The organism is Providencia sp. NPDC089933, from assembly GCF_049545585.1.
Taxonomy (GTDB): Bacteria; Pseudomonadota; Gammaproteobacteria; order Enterobacterales; family Enterobacteriaceae; genus Providencia; species Providencia huashanensis.
Window position 1 is genome coordinate 100,035 of record NZ_JBMWDT010000008.1, and the last position, 21,433, is coordinate 121,467.

Annotated in this window: 15 protein-coding genes; 8 read left to right on the plus strand and 7 right to left on the minus strand. The window is 40.3% G+C overall.

Translation table 11 applies throughout. The features are described from left to right. Positions 1-651 carry a response regulator transcription factor RcsB gene (rcsB, locus tag ACPEH5_RS12840; RefSeq protein WP_004259923.1) on the plus strand — a complete coding sequence of 217 codons (651 nt, stop codon included), beginning with the start codon at positions 1-3 and terminating at the stop codon, positions 649-651. A gap of 68 nt (positions 652-719) precedes the next feature. Here rcsB and rcsC read toward each other — a convergent pair whose 3' ends face one another. Together rcsC and gyrA are read right to left on the minus strand one after the other, a co-directional pair. Next, a complete protein-coding gene (gene rcsC, locus ACPEH5_RS12845; protein WP_072065753.1) occupies positions 720-3,563 on the minus strand; it encodes a two-component system sensor histidine kinase RcsC in 2,844 nt (947 codons plus the stop codon). A 161-nt stretch (positions 3,564-3,724) separates the two neighbouring features. After that, the gene (gene gyrA / locus ACPEH5_RS12850) at positions 3,725-6,340 is read right to left on the minus strand and encodes a DNA topoisomerase (ATP-hydrolyzing) subunit A (protein WP_105881096.1); all 2,616 of its coding nucleotides are present in this window, start codon (positions 6,338-6,340) and stop codon (positions 3,725-3,727) included. 290 nt (positions 6,341-6,630) lie between these two features. Here gyrA and ubiG point away from each other — a divergent pair, with 290 nt between their 5' ends. The 4 genes from ubiG to yfaE all read left to right on the plus strand — a co-directional run bounded on the left by ubiG (position 6,631) and on the right by yfaE (position 11,417). Then, complete coding sequence (ubiG, locus tag ACPEH5_RS12855; protein WP_042844412.1) at positions 6,631-7,353, plus strand: bifunctional 2-polyprenyl-6-hydroxyphenol methylase/3-demethylubiquinol 3-O-methyltransferase UbiG; 723 nt, start codon at positions 6,631-6,633, stop codon at positions 7,351-7,353. A 358-nt stretch (positions 7,354-7,711) separates the two neighbouring features. Further along, complete coding sequence (nrdA, locus tag ACPEH5_RS12860; RefSeq protein ID WP_042844413.1) at positions 7,712-10,003, plus strand: class 1a ribonucleoside-diphosphate reductase subunit alpha; 2,292 nt, start codon at positions 7,712-7,714, stop codon at positions 10,001-10,003. Positions 10,004-10,014: 11 nt separating this feature from the next. Beyond that, on the plus strand, positions 10,015-11,151 hold the full coding sequence (nrdB, locus tag ACPEH5_RS12865; protein ID WP_042844414.1) for a class Ia ribonucleoside-diphosphate reductase subunit beta: 1,137 nt from the start codon (positions 10,015-10,017) through the stop codon (positions 11,149-11,151). A 2-nt stretch (positions 11,152-11,153) separates the two neighbouring features. Then, a complete protein-coding gene (yfaE, locus tag ACPEH5_RS12870; protein WP_042844415.1) occupies positions 11,154-11,417 on the plus strand; it encodes a class I ribonucleotide reductase maintenance protein YfaE in 264 nt (87 codons plus the stop codon). 78 nt (positions 11,418-11,495) lie between these two features. Here yfaE and ACPEH5_RS12875 read toward each other — a convergent pair whose 3' ends face one another. Continuing rightward, positions 11,496-12,836, minus strand: a complete 1,341-nt coding sequence (locus tag ACPEH5_RS12875) for an anaerobic C4-dicarboxylate transporter (RefSeq protein WP_048607497.1) — start codon at positions 12,834-12,836, stop codon at positions 11,496-11,498. A 412-nt stretch (positions 12,837-13,248) separates the two neighbouring features. Between ACPEH5_RS12875 and tyrP the strand changes: the two genes are divergently transcribed. Together tyrP and ACPEH5_RS12885 are read left to right on the plus strand one after the other, a co-directional pair. After that, positions 13,249-14,457, plus strand: a complete 1,209-nt coding sequence (gene tyrP / locus ACPEH5_RS12880) for a tyrosine transporter TyrP (RefSeq protein WP_042844418.1) — start codon at positions 13,249-13,251, stop codon at positions 14,455-14,457. 267 nt (positions 14,458-14,724) lie between these two features. After that, positions 14,725-15,651, plus strand: coding sequence for an Rpn family recombination-promoting nuclease/putative transposase (locus tag ACPEH5_RS12885; RefSeq protein WP_042844419.1), 927 nt, complete (start codon positions 14,725-14,727; stop codon positions 15,649-15,651). 186 nt (positions 15,652-15,837) lie between these two features. Here the strand turns inward: ACPEH5_RS12885 and ACPEH5_RS12890 are convergent, their stop codons facing one another. Next, the gene (locus ACPEH5_RS12890; protein ID WP_042844420.1) at positions 15,838-16,380 is read right to left on the minus strand and encodes a YfaZ family outer membrane protein; all 543 of its coding nucleotides are present in this window, start codon (positions 16,378-16,380) and stop codon (positions 15,838-15,840) included. Positions 16,381-16,713: 333 nt separating this feature from the next. Here ACPEH5_RS12890 and ACPEH5_RS12895 point away from each other — a divergent pair, with 333 nt between their 5' ends. After that, a complete protein-coding gene (locus tag ACPEH5_RS12895) occupies positions 16,714-18,156 on the plus strand; it encodes a catalase (protein ID WP_042844421.1) in 1,443 nt (480 codons plus the stop codon). A gap of 34 nt (positions 18,157-18,190) precedes the next feature. Here the strand turns inward: ACPEH5_RS12895 and menE are convergent, their stop codons facing one another. From menE to menB, 3 genes are read right to left on the minus strand one after another with little or no spacing between them, the layout of a single operon-like run. Then, positions 18,191-19,606, minus strand: a complete 1,416-nt coding sequence (menE, locus tag ACPEH5_RS12900; protein WP_210846734.1) for an o-succinylbenzoate--CoA ligase — start codon at positions 19,604-19,606, stop codon at positions 18,191-18,193. Further along, positions 19,594-20,565 carry an o-succinylbenzoate synthase gene (gene menC, locus ACPEH5_RS12905; protein WP_042844424.1) on the minus strand — a complete coding sequence of 324 codons (972 nt, stop codon included), beginning with the start codon at positions 20,563-20,565 and terminating at the stop codon, positions 19,594-19,596. The genes menE and menC overlap by 13 nt, the downstream gene beginning before the upstream one ends. After that, entirely contained in the window at positions 20,565-21,422 is an 858-nt protein-coding gene (menB, locus tag ACPEH5_RS12910; RefSeq protein WP_042844425.1) for a 1,4-dihydroxy-2-naphthoyl-CoA synthase, read from the minus strand. The genes menC and menB overlap by 1 nt, the downstream gene beginning before the upstream one ends. Positions 21,423-21,433 lie beyond the last annotated feature (11 nt).

The window sequence follows — 21,433 nt, forward strand, 5'->3', positions numbered from 1 at the left end:
ATGAATAACCTAAATGTCATTGTTGCCGATGATCACCCTATTGTTCTTTTCGGTATCAGAAAATCACTTGAACAAATCGAATGGGTGAATATCGTAGGTGAATTTGAGGACTCAACCTCTTTAATTAATAACTTAGCACGCTTAAACGCTGATGTTCTAGTTACTGATTTATCTATGCCAGGTGATAAATACGGCGATGGTATTACGTTAATCAAATACATTAAACGCCATTATCCTGACCTTTCAATTATTGTTCTCACCATGAACAATAATCCAGCCATTCTAAGTGCAATTCTAGAACTGGATATCGAAGGTATAGTGTTAAAACAAGGCGCACCAGCAGATTTACCTAAAGCATTAGCGGCCTTACAGAAAGGTAAAAAGTTTACCCCTGAAAGTGTGAGTAAATTGTTAGAAAAAGTCAATGCGAGTGGTTACGGTGATAAACGCTTATCGCCAAAAGAAAGTGAAGTTCTGCGTTTATTTGCTGAAGGTTTCTTAGTCACTGAAATTGCTAAGAAGCTTAATCGTAGTATCAAAACAATTAGTAGCCAGAAAAAATCAGCAATGCTGAAATTAGGCGTTGAAAATGATATTGCCTTACTGAACTATCTTTCTTCTGTCAGTATTGATAACTCGCCTTCAGAGTAATATTTAAGTTCTTTTACTACACGATAAAAACCCGGTTACGGGTTTTTATTTTTTACTCCATTCATTTTTCAGCAAAAACGGGTCAATGTCTCGCGCAAAATAGCAATAGTGGTTGGTTTTGATAAACAATCATTCATACCCGCATCGATACAGCGTTGTTTTTCCTCAGCCATCGCATTCGCTGTTAGTGCAACAATAGGTAAATTACATTCTAAGCGGCGTAACTCTCTTGCCAACTGATAACCATCCATATTTGGCATGTTAACGTCCGTTAAAATAATATCAGCATGATGGCTATCTAAGTATTTCAGTGCATCTAATCCATCCACTGCAGTACCCGTTGTAAAGCCGATGCTGGCTAATTGTTCACTCAAAAGCATCCGATTGATTGGATGGTCATCAACAATAAGTACATGGTATTCACCCAAAGAAAAATCTGCCATTAGTTGCTCATTCGAGCTAACATTTTTCTGTGAATTCTCAACGGTTTTCATAATAACTTTATCAATTAATACGGGTAACTTATCTAATTGATATGTGTTATAAACCCATTCATTTGATTTTGCTTCATAAAGATCACCTGCGTAGAAGCTCGACAACTGAATATGATGAGTGCTTCTCACTTCCCCTTTATGCTCACAATCGGTTATCAACAGGTCATAATCGATTGTTTTGTCGATAGAGTTATTAGTTACTACTATAAATTTTTCATGTGCTAATAGCCGTGATAGGAAATTCATTAAGAATTCGTTTTGGCACGAAATAGCAATACGATAGCCTGTACGATAATCGGGAACCGTTTTTTTAATGTACTCTTGCCCATAAAGTGGGATACGTATTGTGAATGAACTTCCAAGACCTATTTGGGAACTAACTTCTATATCACCATCCATTAGGTTGATTAGTTTTTCACATATAGCTAAACCTAAACCTGTTCCTTTGTGTCCGGTATTGTTTTGGTCATGTACTTGAAAGAATGGGTCAAATAATTGCATCACCACTGCTTGAGTCATGCCTATCCCTGAATCTCGGATTTCGACCTTCAAATAATTCTCATCTTTCCAAACATACAACAGTACAAAACCGGATTCCGTAAACTTAATACTGTTATTAACAATATTAGAAACCACTTGCTGTAGCCGTACTGAATCATTGAGAATTAAATCAGGAATGTCAGGCTCAATATAAGAATACAACGATATTTTTTTCTTGGTCACTAATGGCAAATAGTTAGCTAATACAAATGCAAATACTTCCCGACAATTAAAAAGTTTATTTTCTATTTTCAATTGTTTAGATTCAATTTTAGAAAAATCCAAAATATCACTGATGATTTGCAACAGTAATGAAGAAGAATTATCCATTGTGGACACTAAACGCGTTGCTTTTTCGGATAACTCATAACGTTGCAATAATTCAATATTACCGATGATCCCATATAGCGGTGTTCTTAATTCATGGCTTACCGTTGCTAAGAACATCGATTTTGCATGGTTTGCTTGCTCTGCAGCATCAGCAATATCTTGCAATGATTTCTCCATTTGCACACGGATACTGATATCAATTAAAACACAAATCGCGACATCTTCATTTTGATAACGAGAATTCACAAAGCTGATCTGTAAATGTGTACCATTTGTTGTCACAACATCAATATAATTACTCGCTTTCTGGCGAATAATTGTCAAAATCCGCTGCTTATCATCATCACTTAATAAGCGAAAATAATCATGAGCCAGCTCATTACTTAGAATATTGCCACCATCCGTTAACCGTAAGATAATGATCCCCACAGGCGCGGAGGCCACAATTTTATGATTAAATTGTTCATGTTCTTCGAGGCGAATAGCGGTATTCGCAGCTGGCTCCAACATTTTTCTTTCTAACAACCAGATTAGAAAGAAAATAAGCCCACCAGTAAAAATATTAAGTATTACCCCGTAGAAGATAGTATCTTCTAAGCTCGCGAGTATTTGAGATGTTGCTATTGAGAAAATAACCGTTACTTGAGAAGGGGCTAAACGCTTCTTAAAAATTAATTTTGAATAATCAGAATTAAAGCCAAAAAAAGAAGGCTCTGCGATATTCAACAGTGCTGAACTTTTAGGATTCATATCTACCGGTGAATATAAAACAGGTTGGTTATAATTATTCACCATCAATATTTCAACTGCTTTATTTTTACTTATATTAAATTGATTCAAATTGATTGAGCGTTCTAAACCAATAAAAGCAAGCAACATCTCTTTATGATTAACAGGTTGAATTAGATAGACTTGGCCGTTATCGGGTTGAGCGCCATGCACAATAGTGAACAAATTACGCTCTTTGCCTCTCAGCCTTAGTCCCTGATAGGTGCGTACACTCTCATAACTCACTTTTTTCAATATCTCAATATCGGATATTGTAGAACGGATCGGATAATCCACCATACAATAACTTCTTGAACCGACTAAAAATACATGATTTAAGGCTTGTGGAGCCGCAATACTATCCTTCCAGAAATAATTTAATTGTTCGAAAGCATGTAAATAATTTTCAGCCCTATTCCTAAAATAATCACAATCTGTATCGGCGGTTAATTTATAAAAAGAATAGTTTGATGCACTAGGCAAATCCATAAAACTTGTAGATGTAGCCTTTCCATTCCCAGATTCTTGTAATTTAGTTTTATATTGTTCAGTCATTGACTGAATAGAATTTAAGGTCGCACCGGTTTGTTGAATATAAGCCTGAAGATTCTCATGCCCTGAATAAAATTGCTGACGTATGTCAGATTTATACTCATTGAATTGTGAATAAAGAAAAAATAAAGTAATAAAAACGCCCATCCCCCACAACATCAAGCCGAGGATACGAAATAAATCTCGAGAGAGTCTAAGTGATGTTTTAAACGAGGGTAAATATCTCAAGCGCCTTCCTGTATATTCGATACCATGACCGTTAATTATACTCGATCACATGATAAAAAAGCGATAAACATGAAAAGTAATAAAAACCATGAGAGATATCAATTAGAAAAGTAAAACGGGCAGCGTGATCGGCTGCCCGTTGAGTAGATTAAACGAAATGATTAATCTTGTTCATTGATGTCTGCATCATCCACACCATTTTCCATGGTGTTTTCGTCTACATTTTCATCATCTAAACCTTCATCATCTTCCGTTTCAGCAACGCGCTGTAAGCCAACAACTTTTTCGTCTTCGGCAGTTCTAATCAGAGTAACACCTTGAGTATTTCGACCAACAATACTGACTTCTGACACTCGAGTACGAACTAACGTCCCTGCATCAGTGATCATCATGATTTGGTCAGTGTCATCGACTTGAATGGCGCCAACTACATTCCCGTTACGTTCACTCACTTTAATGGAGATAACCCCTTGAGTTGCACGTGATTTTGTTGGATATTCTGCTGCTTCAGTACGTTTACCGTAACCATTCTCTGTTACAGTCAAGATATGGCCTTCCCCTCGAGGAATAATTAAGGAGACAACTTTATCGTTATCCATTAATTTTATACCACGAACACCTGTTGCAGTGCGCCCCATCGGTCTTACTGCATCTTCAGCAAAGCGAACCACTTTACCTTGCGCAGAGAACAACATGACTTCATTTGAGCCATCGGTCAAATTAACACCAATGAGTTCATCACCTTCATTTAGGTTAACCGCAATAATACCTGCGCTTCTTGGACGGCTGAATTCTTGTAAAGGCGTTTTCTTCACCGTACCGCTTGCAGTCGCCATAAACACGTTGTAGCCCTCTTCGTACTCTCGTACAGGTAAGATAGCTGTAATGCGTTCGTTTTGTTCAAGTGGTAATAAGTTAACGATTGGACGACCACGAGCACCACGGCTGGCCTCTGGTAATTGGTAAACCTTCATCCAGTATAAGCGACCACGACTTGAGAAACACAAGATGGTATCGTGCGTATTGGCAACCAAGAGGCGTTCAATAAAGTCTTCGTCTTTCGTCCGCGCTGCCGATTTACCTTTCCCTCCACGACGCTGTGCTTCGTAATCAGACAGAGGCTGATACTTCACATAACCTTGGTGAGATAACGTAACGACCACATCTTCTTGATTGATTAAATCTTCAATATTGATGTCCGCGGTATTCTCGGTAATTTCAGTACGTCGAGGGTCATTATATGTATCACGAATAATTTCTAATTCTTCGCGAATAACTTCCATCAAACGTTCAGGGCTGCGCAAAATAAATAACAGAGCTTCAATTTGAATTAAAAGTTCACGGTATTCTTCGAGTAATTTTTCATGCTCAAGACCCGTTAACTTTTGCAAACGCAAATCAAGAATAGCTTGTGCTTGTTGTTCAGTAAGGAAATATTGACCATCATGAACACCGAACTGTTCTTCTAACCATTCTGGACGAGCCGCGTCATCACCTGCACGCTCTAGCATCGCAGCCACATTACCAAGGTCCCAAGACCTTGCTATCAGCCCTGCTTTGGCTTCTGCTGGCGTTGGTGCCTTACGGATCAGCTCGATAATTGGGTCAATATTCGCTAATGCAATCGCTAACGCTTCAAGTATATGAGCTCTATCGCGTGCTTTACGCAGTTCAAAAATGGTACGGCGTGTAACAACCTCACGACGATGACGAACGAAAGCAGCAATAATATCTTTTAGATTCAGTATTTTTGGTTGGCCTTGATGTAAAGCCACCATATTAATGCCAAAAGAAACTTGCAGCTGAGTTAATGAATACAAGTTGTTTAGGACAACCTCACCCACCGCATCACGTTTTACCTCAATGACAATACGCATGCCGTCTTTATCTGACTCATCACGTAATGCACTGATACCGTCAACACGTTTGTCTTTGACTAGTTCAGCAATTTTTTCAATCAAGCGAGCTTTATTCACTTGATAAGGTATTTCGCTGACAATGATGGTTTCACGGCCACTTTTCTCATCGACTTCGACTTCTGCACTAGCACGGATATAAACCTTACCACGCCCTGTACGATAAGCATCGATGATACCACGACGACCGTTGATGATGGCAGCAGTCGGGAAATCTGGGCCCGGTATGTGCTCCATCAAACCTTCAATACTGATATCTTCATCTTCTATATAGGCAAGACAACCATTTATAACTTCCCCTAAATTGTGAGGAGGAATATTAGTTGCCATCCCAACAGCAATACCTGATGACCCATTAACTAAAAGGTTAGGGATTTTCGTTGGCATTACTTCAGGAATTTGCTCTGTTCCATCATAGTTTGGAACGAAATCAACGGTTTCTTTTTCAAGATCAGCCAGTAGCTCATGAGCAATTTTCGCCATACGGATTTCCGTATAACGCATTGCCGCAGCTGAGTCTCCATCAACTGAACCGAAGTTTCCTTGACCATCCACCAGCATGTAACGCATAGAGAAAGGCTGTGCAAGACGAACGATAGTCTCATAAACAGCGCTATCACCATGTGGATGGTATTTACCGATGACGTCCCCGACTATACGGGCAGATTTTTTATAGGGTTTATTCCAATCATTTCCCAATACATTCATCGCAAATAGTACTCTGCGGTGTACTGGCTTCAGTCCATCTCGAACATCCGGAAGTGCACGGCCGACAATAACGGACATTGCATAATCCAAATACGAACTTTTAAGCTCTTCTTCGATATTAACTGGTGTGATTTCTCTGGCAATCTCGCTCATGGAACCACTGTCCCTCATAACTTCGGATTCAAAGAGTAGAACTATACCACAATTCGCCAATTTAATAAAAATAAGAGACGGGTATTTGTCTTTCAAGCTATGTATAATAGCGGAAAATTAAGTTTATGTGTCCGAAACTTGAAGGTTCTGCAATGAATAGCTGCGATAACTCAGTTATTGTCTGCATTTTAACCTTCAATAATAAACGGGCGCCTATCACCTCCCCTATTAAAATCAGGCTATCAATAATAGGTCTATCGGGTAATAGGATCAAAATAGGAGCTTCTTTAATGAGTGATACCCAAACCCCAGCGTATCTTAATGTCGATAAACAAGAAATTGAAAAATTTGAATCCATCGCGTCCCGCTGGTGGGATTTAGAAGGCGAGTTCGCCCCTTTACACCGTATTAACCCATTACGTTTAGGGTACATCATGCAACGTGTAGAGGGGATTTTCGGTAAAAAAATTCTTGATGTAGGCTGTGGTGGCGGCATTTTATCAGAAAGTATGGCGCGTGAAGGCGCGGAGGTTACTGGCCTAGATATGGGCGCGGAACCTTTAATGGTTGCACGTTTGCATTCGCTTGAGTCAGGTATTCCTGTTGAATATGTTCAAGAAACGGTTGAACAACATGCGGATAAACACCCTCAAGCCTATGATGTTGTAACTTGCATGGAAATGCTAGAGCATGTGCCAGACCCACAATCTGTCGTCAGAGCCTGCGCAAAATTAGTTAAACCAGGTGGCCATGTTATTTTTTCTACTATTAATCGTAATAAAAAAGCTTGGTTGATGGCAGTTGTTGCTGCAGAGTATGTGATGAAAATGGTCCCCAAAGGGACTCATGATGCGAATAAATTTATTCGCCCATCAGAATTGATTAGCTGGGTCGATGGAACACAGTTAAAAGATAAACATATCATAGGGTTGCACTATAACCCTATGACTGATAAATTTTGGCTTGGCCCAAATGTGGATGTCAATTATATGCTGCACACGATCAGCGAATAGTCTGTTAGTCGCGAAAAGAATAAATCGCAAGCAGTACGTTTAAGAAAGCAGCAAACGATCGCAATTTACAAAATTTATTTTAGTCCTCATGTCGGAAGCTTTTTTTTTATTAGTTCCTTTTACCATGCAGCTTACCGACATGATCTATTTTCTTATCCAACCAGTTATCCACAAGAACCCCGCAATTTGTTCACTTGATAAAATCGCATATTAACATTATCTTGTTATGGTATTCTCAACAAACTACTACATATAGTAGTAAGGCAAAACATAACACAACTAGTCTCATGGCATTTAACCATGGGCTTTTTTATGTTTGCATTACACTATTTGTTGTTCAACCAAGGTGCATTTGCTCATGAACCAGAGTCTGTTAGTCACAAAACGTGATGGACATAAAGAACGCATTAATCTCGATAAAATCCACAAGGTAATAACCTGGGCTGCTGAAGGCCTCAGTAACGTATCTGTTTCTCAGGTGGAGTTACGTTCACAGATTCAGTTTTATGATGGGATCAGAACTTCTGATATTCACGAAACGATGATCAAAGCAGCAGCCGATTTGATTACTGGTGAAACACCAGATTACCAATATCTTGCCGCACGTCTTGCGATATTTAACCTACGCAAGAAAGCCTATGGCCAATTTGAGCCACCAGCACTGTATGCACATGTAAAACACCTCGTTGAAATGGGGAAATATGATAAGCATTTGCTGGAAGACTACTCCGAAGCAGAGTTCGAGCAAATGGATAGTTTTATTGACCATTGGCGTGATATGAATTTTTCCTATGCTGCGGTTAAACAGCTCGAAGGCAAATATTTAGTACAAAACCGCGTAACTGGTGAAATATACGAAAGTGCGCAATTTTTATATATATTAGTTGCGGCTTGTCTATTTTCACATTACCCAAAAGAAACACGTCTTGATTACATTCGCCGTTTCTACGATGCCGTATCTACCTTCAAAATTTCACTACCTACGCCAATTATGGCTGGGGTACGTACACCTACGCGTCAATTTAGTTCTTGTGTTCTAATTGAATGTGGAGACAGCCTTGATTCTATCAACGCCACATCAAGTGCCATTGTCAAATATGTTTCACAACGTGCAGGAATTGGTGTAAATGCAGGGCGTATCCGTGCATTAGGTAGCCCTATTCGTGGTGGTGAAGCATTCCATACTGGCTGTATACCATTTTATAAGCACTTCCAAACAGCGGTTAAATCTTGTTCTCAAGGTGGCGTCCGCGGTGGTGCAGCAACATTATTCTACCCAATCTGGCACTTAGAAGTTGAAAGCTTATTGGTTCTAAAAAATAACCGTGGTGTTGAAGGTAACCGTGTTCGTCATATGGACTACGGCGTTCAGTTAAATAAATTGATGTACGAACGCTTGATTAAAAACCAAGATATCACGTTATTCAGCCCATCTGATGTGCCGGGTCTTTATGACGCTTTCTTTGCCGATCAAGAAGAATTCGAACGCTTGTATGTGAAATATGAACAAGATGAAAATATTCGCAAGACCGCCGTAAAAGCCGTTGAGCTATTTTCATTAATGATGCAAGAGCGTGCATCTACTGGTCGTATTTATATTCAAAACGTTGACCACTGTAATACACATAGCCCATTTGACCCACAAGTTGCACCCGTTCGTCAATCGAACCTGTGTTTAGAAATTGCATTACCGACAAAACCATTAAATAACATTAATGATGAAAATGGTGAAATCGCGCTATGTACACTTTCTGCTTTCAACTTAGGTGCAATTGAAAGCCTTGATGAGTTAGAAGAATTAGCCACGTTAGCTGTCCGTGCGTTAGATGCCCTACTCGATTATCAAGATTACCCAATTATTGCAGCGAAGCAAGGGTCTATGGGCCGTCGTACCTTAGGTATTGGCGTGATCAACTATGCTTATTATTTGGCAAAACATGGTGTTCGTTACTCCGATGGCAGTGCAAATAATCTAACGCATAAAACCTTTGAAGCAATTCAATATTACCTGTTGAAAGCCTCAAATGAACTAGCAAAAGAGCAAGGCGCTTGCCCATGGTTCAATGAAACCACTTATGCACAAGGTGTGTTACCGATCGATACTTATAAAAAAGAACTCGATAAGTTAACTAATGAGCCTTTACATTATGATTGGGAAGCACTTCGCCAAGACATTAAACAACATGGTCTGCGTAACTCTACATTATCTGCTTTGATGCCTTCTGAAACATCATCCCAGATTTCAAACGCAACCAATGGTATTGAGCCGCCACGTGGTTACATCAGTATTAAAGCATCTAAAGATGGCATCTTACGTCAGGTCGTCCCTGATTACGAAAATCTTAAAAGTGCTTATGAACTGTTATGGCAAATGCCTTCAAATAGCGGTTATTTACAACTCGTTGGTATCATGCAGAAATTTATCGACCAGTCGATATCTGCAAACACAAACTATGACCCAACTCGTTTCGAGAGCGGTAAAGTACCAATGAACCAATTGCTAAAAGATTTATTGCTCGCCTATAAGTTTGGTGTGAAAACACTTTACTATCATAACACCCGCGATGGCGCGGAAGATGTGCAAGGTGATCTGGAAGAAGTTGTTGAGTCAGCAGATTCCGATTGCGAAGGCGGCGCGTGTAAAATTTAATAGGAATGGTTATGTCACATACATATACAACGTTTTCACAGAAGAAAAATGACCAAATGCTGGAACCGATGTTTTTCGGCCAGCCGGTTAACGTGGCACGCTATGATCAGCAAAAATACCCTATTTTTGAAAAACTGATTGAAAAACAACTGTCATTTTTCTGGCGACCAGAAGAAGTTGACGTGTCGCGCGACCGCATTGACTATAATGCATTGCCAGAACACGAAAAGCATATTTTCATCAGTAATCTGAAATACCAAACGCTGCTTGACTCTATTCAGGGTCGCAGCCCAAATGTGGCTCTGTTGCCATTAATTTCAATTCCTGAGTTAGAGACTTGGGTAGAAACGTGGGCATTTTCTGAAACTATTCACTCACGTTCTTATACGCATATTATTCGTAATATCGTAAATGACCCTGCCATCATTTTTGATGATATTGTTGAAAATGAAGAAATTTTAAAGCGTGCAAAAGACATTTCTGGTTTTTATGATGACCTAATCGAAATGACTAACTACTACCATATGTTTGGTGAAGGCACTCATAATTGTAATGGCAAGCAAGTCACCGTTTCTCTACGCCAACTTAAAAAGCAACTTTACCTGTGCTTAATGAGTGTTAATGCCCTAGAAGCCATCCGTTTTTATGTTAGTTTTGCTTGTTCATTTGCTTTTGCTGAGCGTGAACTGATGGAAGGGAATGCAAAAATCATCAAGCTAATTGCGCGTGATGAAGCGTTGCACCTAACCGGTACTCAACACATGCTTAACCTATTGCGTTCAGGTCAAGATGACCCTGAAATGGCAGAAATTGCAGCGGAATGTGAACAAGAATGCTACGACTTGTTCGTACAAGCAGCGGAACAAGAAAAAGAGTGGGCTGATTACCTATTTAGTGAAGGTTCAATGATTGGTTTAAATAAAGATATTTTATGCCAATACGTTGAATACATTACTAATATCCGTATGCAAGCGGTAGGTTTGAAATTACCTTTCGAAGGGCGCTCCAACCCGATACCATGGATTAACGCATGGTTAGTTTCAGATAACGTACAGGTCGCACCTCAAGAAGTTGAAGTTAGTTCTTACCTAGTTGGTCAAATTGACTCTCAAGTCGATACCGACGACCTGAGCGACTTCGAACTGTAATTATGGCTAGCCATAAAATCACCCTGCGATTAACGCAGGGTGTTCAAGTCCCCTTCCATACTGAAATCCATTCGTGTTTATTGGAAGCTCTCGAAGATAGTCGTGTTCCTGTCGAATATCAATGCCGTGAAGGCTACTGTGGTTCATGTCGTGTGATGTTATTACGTGGAAAAGTCGGCTATAAGCGTAAACCTTTGGCATTTGTTCAAGAAGGTGAAATATTACCTTGTTGTTGCCACCCGCTTTCTGACATTGAAATTGGTTGATAGTTTAATATCGTTAGCGATTGCATGGTAATTGACTTTCCATGCAATCGCTTTTCATCTTATGAGATTGCTATCGGTTTATAGGTAACCATATAAAGCGGCAAATACCCAGCCAAATACGCAAGAGACGCCCACCCCAATTAACCCCGGCAAGATAAAACTGTGGTTGATAACAAATTTACCGATACGTGTTGTTCCTGAGCGGTCAAATTGAATCGCTGCAAGGTCACTAGGATAAGTTGGTAAAATATAATAACCATAACAAGCTGGTGCAGAAGCAATAATATAAGCAGGGTCAACACCAATTCCTAATGCGATAGGCACAACCGCTGCCAATGCCGCTGCTTGTGAATTAACGAATTTAGACACCAATAGTAAAATAACCGCATATGCCCATGGGAAATCCTTAACTAAAGAACCAAGTGTTCCTTTGATCTCATCCATGTGTGCACCAAACATGGTTTCAGCCATCCATGCGATACCATATACCGCGACAATAGCAATCATCCCTGAGCGGAAAACTTCATTCTTCGATATTTGCCCTGGATTAGTTTTACAGATGATAATAATTAGCGCTCCTGCCAATAACATAAACATCTGGATCACTAATACCATAGAAAGTGGTTTACCATTCACTAGTGGTCTTAATTCAGAAAAAGCGCCTAATAATGCAACGACTGCAATAGATGCTAGGAAAATCCACATCGCTACCCAATTAATTTTAGGCAGTTTTTTATCCAGTAATGTCACACTGTCACCATATACATAATCATGGTTTTCAGGGACAGAAATAAACTCTTGGAATACGGGGTCTTTATCAAGATCTTTCCCCCTAAACCAACTAAAGATACCAATAGCTAAAATACCTAATAATGTTGATGGGATAGTAATGGCCAATAAATCTAGAAATTCAAGAGATTGCCCGTTTATCGTCACCCCATTTAACATTGCAACGAGTGAAACAACAGCCACTGATACAGGGCTAGCTATAATCCCCATTTGTGCACCAATACTACTTGCAGCCATTGGTCTTTCTGGACGAATATTGTTTTTAATCGCTGCATCATAAATGATAGGTAAAATAGTATAAACAACATGCCCTGTACCACACAAAATGGTTAAAATGCATGTCACAAATGGTGCCACAATAGAGATGTATTTAGGGTTTTTCCGTAGTAATCGTTCTGCAATTTGCAGCATGACATCTAAACCGCCTGATGCTTGTAACGTTGCTGATGCGGCAACAACAGCAATGATAACAAGCATAACATCAACAGGCGGTTTTCCTGGCGGTAAGCCAAACCCAAAAACTAAAATTACGAGACCAACACCACCCAAAAGCCCTAACGCCATCCCACCTTTTTTTGCTCCGTAAAACAAGCAAACAAGGATAATGGCAAGTTGTATCATGAAGTCCATAGTTTCATCCTTTATAGATATGTCTGCCTATATTATCCGGATGATTTATATTCATTAATTTGATTTATGATAATTTCAAAATCAATTTAATTTTATTTTTTATGCTTTTGTTATAGCCCCATCACACAATTCACCTTAAGTAACTGCCATACTGCCCAGTTAATTAGTCTATATAGAAAAATCAATTAATTACCCTCTATTTTTTAACATATGCCTCCTCTTTGAATTTACGTTTATCTCTCATTATTTTTTCATTTAATTAACCTGTATTTATTTAGCCATTCTTTTAGTCTCAACTAAATTTAAGGTGTAAATATATATATACACCACCTGTAATTTACATTTGACAGCGCACGTGCAATCGCATAATCTGCTGCACTTATTAATAAATTAATTTCAATTAGAGGAACTTGTGAAGAATCGTACGCTTGGCAGTGTGTTAATCGTTGCAGGAACAACAATAGGGGCTGGGATGCTGGCAATGCCACTTGCTGCTGCAGGTGTCGGTTTCACAGGCATCGTCTGTTTGCTTGTTGGTTTGTGGATGTTAATGAGCTATACCTCATTGCTATTAGTTGAAGTATATCAACATAACCCAGCCAACATGGGATTAGGGTCTGTTGCTAAGAAATATCTAGGTCCCACAGGGCAAATAGTAACAGGCCTCAGTATGCTGTTATTAATGTACGCCTTAACGACTGCATATATTGGCGGTGCCGGTGTTCTAATTTCAGACAGTTTTTCTTCATGGTGGGGTATTAACATTTCGACGGATACTGCCATTATTGCGTTCACAATTATCGGTGGTGCGATTGTCTGCATAGGCACCCACTCTGTAGACTTTATTAATCGAATTTTATTCACTGCAAAAACTGTTTTTTTAGTGATTATGTTAGTCGTGATGATGCCCCATGCCGAAGCTATTAACTTAAGCACAATGCCAGTTGAAAAAGGCCTACTTCTTGCGGCCGTGCCCGTTATATTCACTTCATTTGGGTTCCATGGAAGCGTGCCTAGCTTGGTGAACTATATGAATGGTGATGTGCGTAAATTACGTATGATTTTTATTACGGGTAGTGCTATCCCACTAGTCGCCTATATTCTGTGGCAAATCGCAACGCTTGGGTCAATTCCCTCTCATACGTTTATCGGGATCCTTGCGCAACAATCTGGCCTAAACGGGCTACTGACTGCAATCCGTGATGTTGTGGCTACACCCCGTGTAAATATCGCTGTTAGTTTATTTATGGATTTAGCCTTAGCGACTTCCTTTTTAGGTGTTGCCCTTGGCCTATTTGATTATCTTGCCGACCTATTTAAGCGCAGTAACCACCTATTTGGTCGCATTCAAACAGGTTTATTAACCTTCATACCGCCGCTGTTAGCTGCCTTATTTTTTAGCAGTTTCGTGCAGGCCTTAACTTATGCTGCTGTTGCACTGTCTGTTCTTGCACTGATTATCCCTGCGCTCTTAACCTTACGGGTGCGTAAAGTTGAAACGCAAGGTGAATACCAAGTTAAGGGTGGCACACCAATATTAGGTTTAGTGCTACTTTGCGGTATCGCTGTCATCGCTATCCAATTTGCTATTGTTGCTGGTTTTTTACCAAACGTTGGGTAAGCTCTCGATAAAGTAAAAGACTTCAATATCATGCCATTTGAAGTCTTTTACTCAGGATTGAGTTTTATTGTTATTACCTTTATCCATTAACCCAATCATTCATCATCCCTATATTTTACTCTGAGTTAATACACCTCTTAAAATTTACCTCCAAAATATCACTCCTTATCAGTAAATAATACCGAGCAGACAACTTTGTCTGCTTATTCTATTGTGGTGTAGTGACGTTACTGCTTGTTATCATTGGCTGCCAATAAGGATAATTGGATGCAGAAAAAACGGATATCTACTGCACATGATGCCGCTTTTAAAGGCTTTATGACGAAAATTGAGAATGCCCGAGACTTTTTTGATATTCACCTCCCTAATCATATTAAGTCATTATGTGATTTTAATACGCTAGCCCTAACTAACTCTTCATTTATTGATAAACAACTGCGCTCACGTTTATCCGATGTTTTATATTCAGTGCAAACAACCCACGGAAAAGGTTACCTTTATCTTTTAGTCGAACACCAGTCAACCCCAGATAAACTTATGGCTTGGCGTTTAATGCATTATGCGTTTTTAGCGATGAACCAACATCTGCAACAAGGTAATAAGACGCCCCCTCTTGTGGTGCCAGTTCTTTTTTATCACGGTGGGCGGTCTCCATACCCCTATACGCAATTATGGACGGATTGTTTTACACTCCCAGATATCGCTAATGGGCTATACACACAGCCATTCCCATTGGTAGATGTCACGGTAATAGAGGATAGTCAATTGGTTAATCATCGGAAAGTCGCTGTCATGGAGCTGGCGATGAAACATAAGTATTTACGGGATGAATTTCAGCAAGTTCTGCCGCTCTTGGCACAGGCACTTAATCAACACTATAATAGCGATAATGATATCGTGACTATCTTGAATTATTTGTTCATTGCGTTGGACTCCACTAATTTCGAACATATTGTGCAGGCATTGGGGGAGCAAACCGAAAAACATAAGGAAACTATAATGAATATTGCACAGCGGTTACAGGATAAAGGCCGCCAAGAAGGTCTACTTGAAGGCATTGAGCGAGGGCGAGAAAAAGGGCGTGAAGAGGCAACAATTGTTTTGGCGAGTAATTTACTTAAACAAGGGGTTAGCCTAGAAATTATTATGGAAAGCACGGGGTTAAGCCGTGAAGTACTGGTTTCATTACAGTAACCCTCTAACAGCTATTAGTATGTGCAATGTGAGCAACATCGTAATAAATAAGCTTAGTTATTATTTTGTTTCAAGCGGCTTTTAAATAAAGAATATTTATGATAATAAAAAATAAGGTGGAATTATCAGTTCCCAATCTAAGGGGTTAATCCCGGATTAGGAACTGATTAAAATACGAGAAAAGTTTTAAAATGAAAGCCCTGCTCCCACATACCAACCATCTGCAACTTTATCACTGTTGTTGCCATGGCTACCTTTCATTTCAATTAACCGATACCCAGCATCAATAGATAACGGCTTGAATACCGTGTAACGTGCGCCCGCTTTAGCTTCTACGTACGATTTGCTGCCTGATGTCAGTTGCTCAGGAGCACCATAAGCTTCACCATAAATATTTAATGAAGGCAAAGCTTGCCAATTTACCCCACCACCAACAGCTAATGCAGCACCATTACTATTGTTATCAGGCGATAAATATAACCCTTTACCACCAACATGAGCAGAAAAAGGCCCAATTGGCAAACCAAATGTAGCGCCGAGGCTCCCCATTTGACCATCATGGTCACTGCGCGCCCAAGAACCATTAAACGCTAAACCGGCATTTGGGTTACCCAACCCAGCGGACAATTCCGTAAAATGTTTACCTGCTTGAGCACTAACTGAAACTGCCTGTGCAGTACCAACAAAAAATGGCGACATGGCCGCTGCTAATAACAATACTTTGCGCATTATCTTATCCTCTTCAAATTATTACATGCGGATACTACGCGAATTTTACGTAATCCTCAGTCTTTATTACTCAGATTTACTCAAGCTATACATAAAATACGACAAATTCTCAAATAATTTTATCAAATCAAAGGTATATCATTCAATAACAGTAATATGAATACCACTATTGCCATGTTAATCACAGTAATTGGTCATATTAATTAGATTATTAATACCATGGTAATTATACTGGTTTATAGGTTCATTGTAGTAATGATTTTATTTTTTACAAAAGATTAACTTATTAGTTAGGTTTGTGTAGTCATTTAATCCAGAATTAGGAGTATTTTGATGAAAAAGAAAGGGCTTACTACCGCTTCTGGCGCTCCCGTCGCCAATAATAATAATGTCATGACCGCGGGTAAACGCGGCCCTATGTTATTACAGGATGTTTGGTTTTTAGAGAAACTGGCTCATTTTGACCGTGAAGTGATCCCAGAAAGACGCATGCATGCAAAAGGTTCAGGCTCATTCGGTACCTTTACGGTGACACATGATATTACCCGTTACACAAGGGCAAAAATTTTCTCGCAAATTGGAAAAAAAACCGAAATGTTTGCCCGCTTTTCTACCGTTGCAGGTGAGCGTGGTGCCGCAGATGCAGAACGTGATATCAGAGGTTTTGCACTGAAGTTTTATACAGAAGAAGGTAACTGGGATATGGTTGGTAACAATACCCCAGTTTTTTACTTCCGTGACCCTTTGAAATTCCCTGATTTAAACCACGTGGTTAAGCGCGACCCACGCTCTAATTTACGTACTATGGAACATAAGTGGGCATTTTTCTCTCAGTTACCTGAATCTTTGCACCAATTGACCATTGATGCGAGTGATCGAGGCATCCCTCAAAGTTACCGTCATATGCACGGTTTTGGTAGCCATACTTATAGCTTTATCAATAGTGATAACGAGCGATTTTGGGTCAAATTCCATTTCCGCTGCCAACAAGGCATCCAAAACCTCTCTGATGAGCAAGCAGAACAATTAGTCGGTAAAGATAGAGAAAGCTCACAACGTGATTTATTTGAATCTATTGAAAAAGGTGACTTTCCTCGCTGGAACTTACAGGTTCAAATCATGCCTGAGAAAGAAGCATCGCAAGTTCCTTATAACCCATTTGACCTAACTAAAGTCTGGCCACATAAGGATTACCCATTAATTGATGTTGGCTATTTTGAACTTAACCGTAACCCAGATAATTATTTTTCTGATGTCGAACAAGCAGCATTCAGCCCAGCAAATATCGTCCCGGGTATTGGTTTCTCACCAGATAGAATGTTACAAGGGCGTTTATTCTCTTATGGCGATGCGCACCGTTACCGCCTTGGCGTCAACCACCACCAAATCCCTGTAAACGCACCTCGCTGCCCATTCCACAATTACCATCGTGATGGAGCTATGCGTGTGGATGGCAATAGTGGCAATAATGTCACTTATGAGCCAAATGAAGCAGGCTTATTCCAAGAACAACCGGATTTCAGTGAGCCGCCATTATCTATCGAAGGTGCTGCTGACCATTGGGATCATCGTGAAGACCAAGACTATTTCAGCCAGCCTCGCGCCTTGTATGAACTACTGGATGATGCAGAACATCAAAGAATGTTTAAACGTATTGCGGGGGAACTGATTGACGCAACAGAAGAAACCCAAATACGCCAAATTGGGTTATTTAAACAAGTTCACCCTGAGTATGGTGCAGGCGTGGAAAAAGCATTAAACGCTCTGAAAAAATAATTCGCTTGAGTGGCAGGAGAATCCCTGCCACTTTTTAATGACTAAACACTGCCTTTGTATATAGCCAGTGTTTTACTTGTTGGCGAGAAACTTTGATCCCGCCAGCTTTCAGCTCAGGAGCTAAATAATAAAACGCTGTAGGATATTGATAGGAGGCGAGTTTATCTTTCAACCAATCTGCCAGTTTATTTAAATCCGTTGTTTCATTAATTTCAATGACTGCGACTGGCCGTTGACCAAATTGTTCATCATCAACAGGAATAATAAAACTTTGGCTGACATCAGGGTGAGAGTTTATGACGGATTCGATATCTTCTGGTTGAATATTTTCACCGCCACTGATAAATAAATTGTCTAATCGACCGAGTATCTGGTACTCACCTTCAGTAAAAGCGCCTTTATCATTGGTTTTAAACCAGCCGTCAATACAGTTTAACGGCTTGACCTCACCATCAAACCAATACCCTATTGCTTGGCTATCTGCCTTGATTTGGATTTCATCATTAATAATACGTACTTGCTTACCTTTTAATGGTAAGCCGACACCTTTTTTACCATTTGCACGTTTAGCACAAACAGTGGATGCCATTTCAGTCATCCCATAACCACTCCAGCAAGCAATTCCGCGGCTTTCTGCTAAATCTGTGAGTGTCGTAGGTATCATCGCCCCCCCCAACAAAACTTCTTTTAACACAAGCTGACTGGCAGTTTCTTCGTTTAACAAACGCCATAATTGTGTTGGAACTAGGGATGCGTGCGTAACATCCTGCAAGGCTTCGGCCAATGGTGAGGTTTTCAACGCTAAACTGCCCCCTTGGAGTAGCCAGCGCCAAATAATACCTTGTCCTGAAACATGAAATAGCGGCAAAGAAAGCAACCAACAATCCGCTTGTTGATAACTCATCACACTGACAACCCCTTTTGCACTACATAAGTGGGCAAATACACTGTGAACGACGGCTTTTGGTAAGCCGGTTGAGCCGGAAGTTAATATGAGTGTTGCGGGTTGTTCTAATGCGGTCAAAAAATCAACTGTCTGAAAAGCATTATCATCAATAAAATGATAATACTGCTGATAATCTAAGTTTCGATACTCAGCTAAGACACCTGATTCACCAGTAAAATCAATAGCAGCACTCACATCAAGGTGTGGCAATAGTTCCCCTAATAACCTTTCTGGTAGACGCGGGTTAAGAGGCAACACCCTTGCACCACAAGCAATAAGAGCTAACTGGCTTAGCAACAATTCGATAGAGTTTTTACCTCGTAAGACAACACATTGCCCTTGATTGACCCCTTGCATTGAAAAGTAATTGGCAAGGTCGGTGACCTGTTGGCTTAAGGCTTTCCAAGTAATACGCTCAGAATCCGTCAATAATGCGATTGAGTCGGGGTAAAGACTGGCCCAATGTTGCCAAGGCCAGTCATTAAAATGGATTAACTCTGCCATACGACCGTTAATTCATCGAGTTGCTGAACAGCTATTTCGCACTGGGGCCAAGGACGGATCAATTGCGATTGGATCAATGAAACGGTGTCCAAACCAGGAATAGTGTTTGGTGTTAACCACTGTGCAACACGCGCTAATTGTGTTAAACCAAAACTGCTTTCAATGGATGAGCTAATCACAGCTTGTAAGCCTAAACGATGCGCATCCTCAACTAAAGAGCGGCAATAATTAAGGCTACCCGTCAATGTTGGTTTAATCACAATTGCCGCAACCCCTTCCTGCGCTTCGACTTTAAAGCCGTCTTCACGCACGCTTTCATCCCAAGCAATGTTAATCCCCGTATCCATTGCAAATTTCAACGATTCTTCACGGGTTTTACAGGGCTCTTCCAAGAATGCAATACGGCTTCGATAGTCAGGATTAACATACTTCGCAAAACCGTCAGCTTTCGCACGAGTCCAGCTCCGATTAGCATCTAAACGCAATTTAAGCTCGGGTACTGCCTCTAATAATAGGTTAACGACCATTCCATCACGTACCGCTTCATATAACCCAACCTTGACCTTAGCCACCTTTTCACCATCCATCGCATCAAGGCTTAGAATTAAATCATCGGGGTCACCACTGCATAAAGGAGCTTTGCGATAATCCGCTGACTCAGGCAATTCACCAGTCAATTCTGCAAGTGCACAACTGCAACCAAATGCAACAGAAGGCAATAGACTTTCAGAAATTTTGCCGTGTTTTATCCATTCATTCAATCGAACAATAGTTTCGGCGGTTGCTTGTTCTAATGTTTCTGAACTGAACTCTGGTAGAGGGGAAATCTCCCCCCAACCTTCGTTATCGCCCTCTTTTAAGCAGACTAATAACCCATCACGAGTTTTTAAACGCTGATAACGAAGGATGACGCCTGCCTCCATTGGCAGGCTGAACGAATAGAGTGTGGCTTTACGCATTATGGATTACGCTTATATTTAGAAAAGTCTGGCGCGCGTTTTTCGTTAAAAGCATTGCGCCCTTCCTGACCTTCATCTGTCATATAAAATAGCATTGTTGCATTACCCGCCAGTTCTTGCAGGCCAGCTTGACCATCACAATCTGCATTCAAGGCAGCTTTCAAACAACGTAATGCCATCGGGCTATTTTCTAGCATTTCACGACACCAGCGTACCGTTTCTTTTTCTAAATCGGCATAAGGAACTACAGTATTGACTAGCCCCATCTCCAATGCTTCCTGCGCATTGTATTGGCGGCATAGGAACCAAATTTCACGTGCTTTTTTCTGCCCAACAATACGTGCCATATACGATGCGCCCCAGCCACCGTCAAATGAACCAACTTTAGGGCCCGTTTGACCAAATATGGCGTTATCAGCCGCAATAGTTAAGTCACACATCATATGTAAAACATGACCGCCGCCGATAGAGAAACCGGCGACCATCGCCACAACTGGTTTTGGACAGGTACGTATTTGGCGTTGGAAATCTAAGACATTTAAATGGTGTGTGCCACTTTCATCGCGATACCCACCGTAGTCACCACGAATTTTTTGGTCGCCCCCTGCACAGAAAGCTTTTTCACCCTCACCAGTTAAAATAATAGTGCCTATTTGGTCATCATAACGTGCATCAGATAATGCCTGGATCATCTCTTTCACAGTTTGTGGGCGGAAAGCATTACGCACTTCAGGGCGGTTAATCGTAATTTTTGCAATCCCTTCAGGAGATTTATGATATCGAATATCTTCAAACCCTGTAGAACAATCTTGCCATTCAATTGGCGCGTATAATTTTTCTTCGCTTGGATAAATCATTATCAGATTCC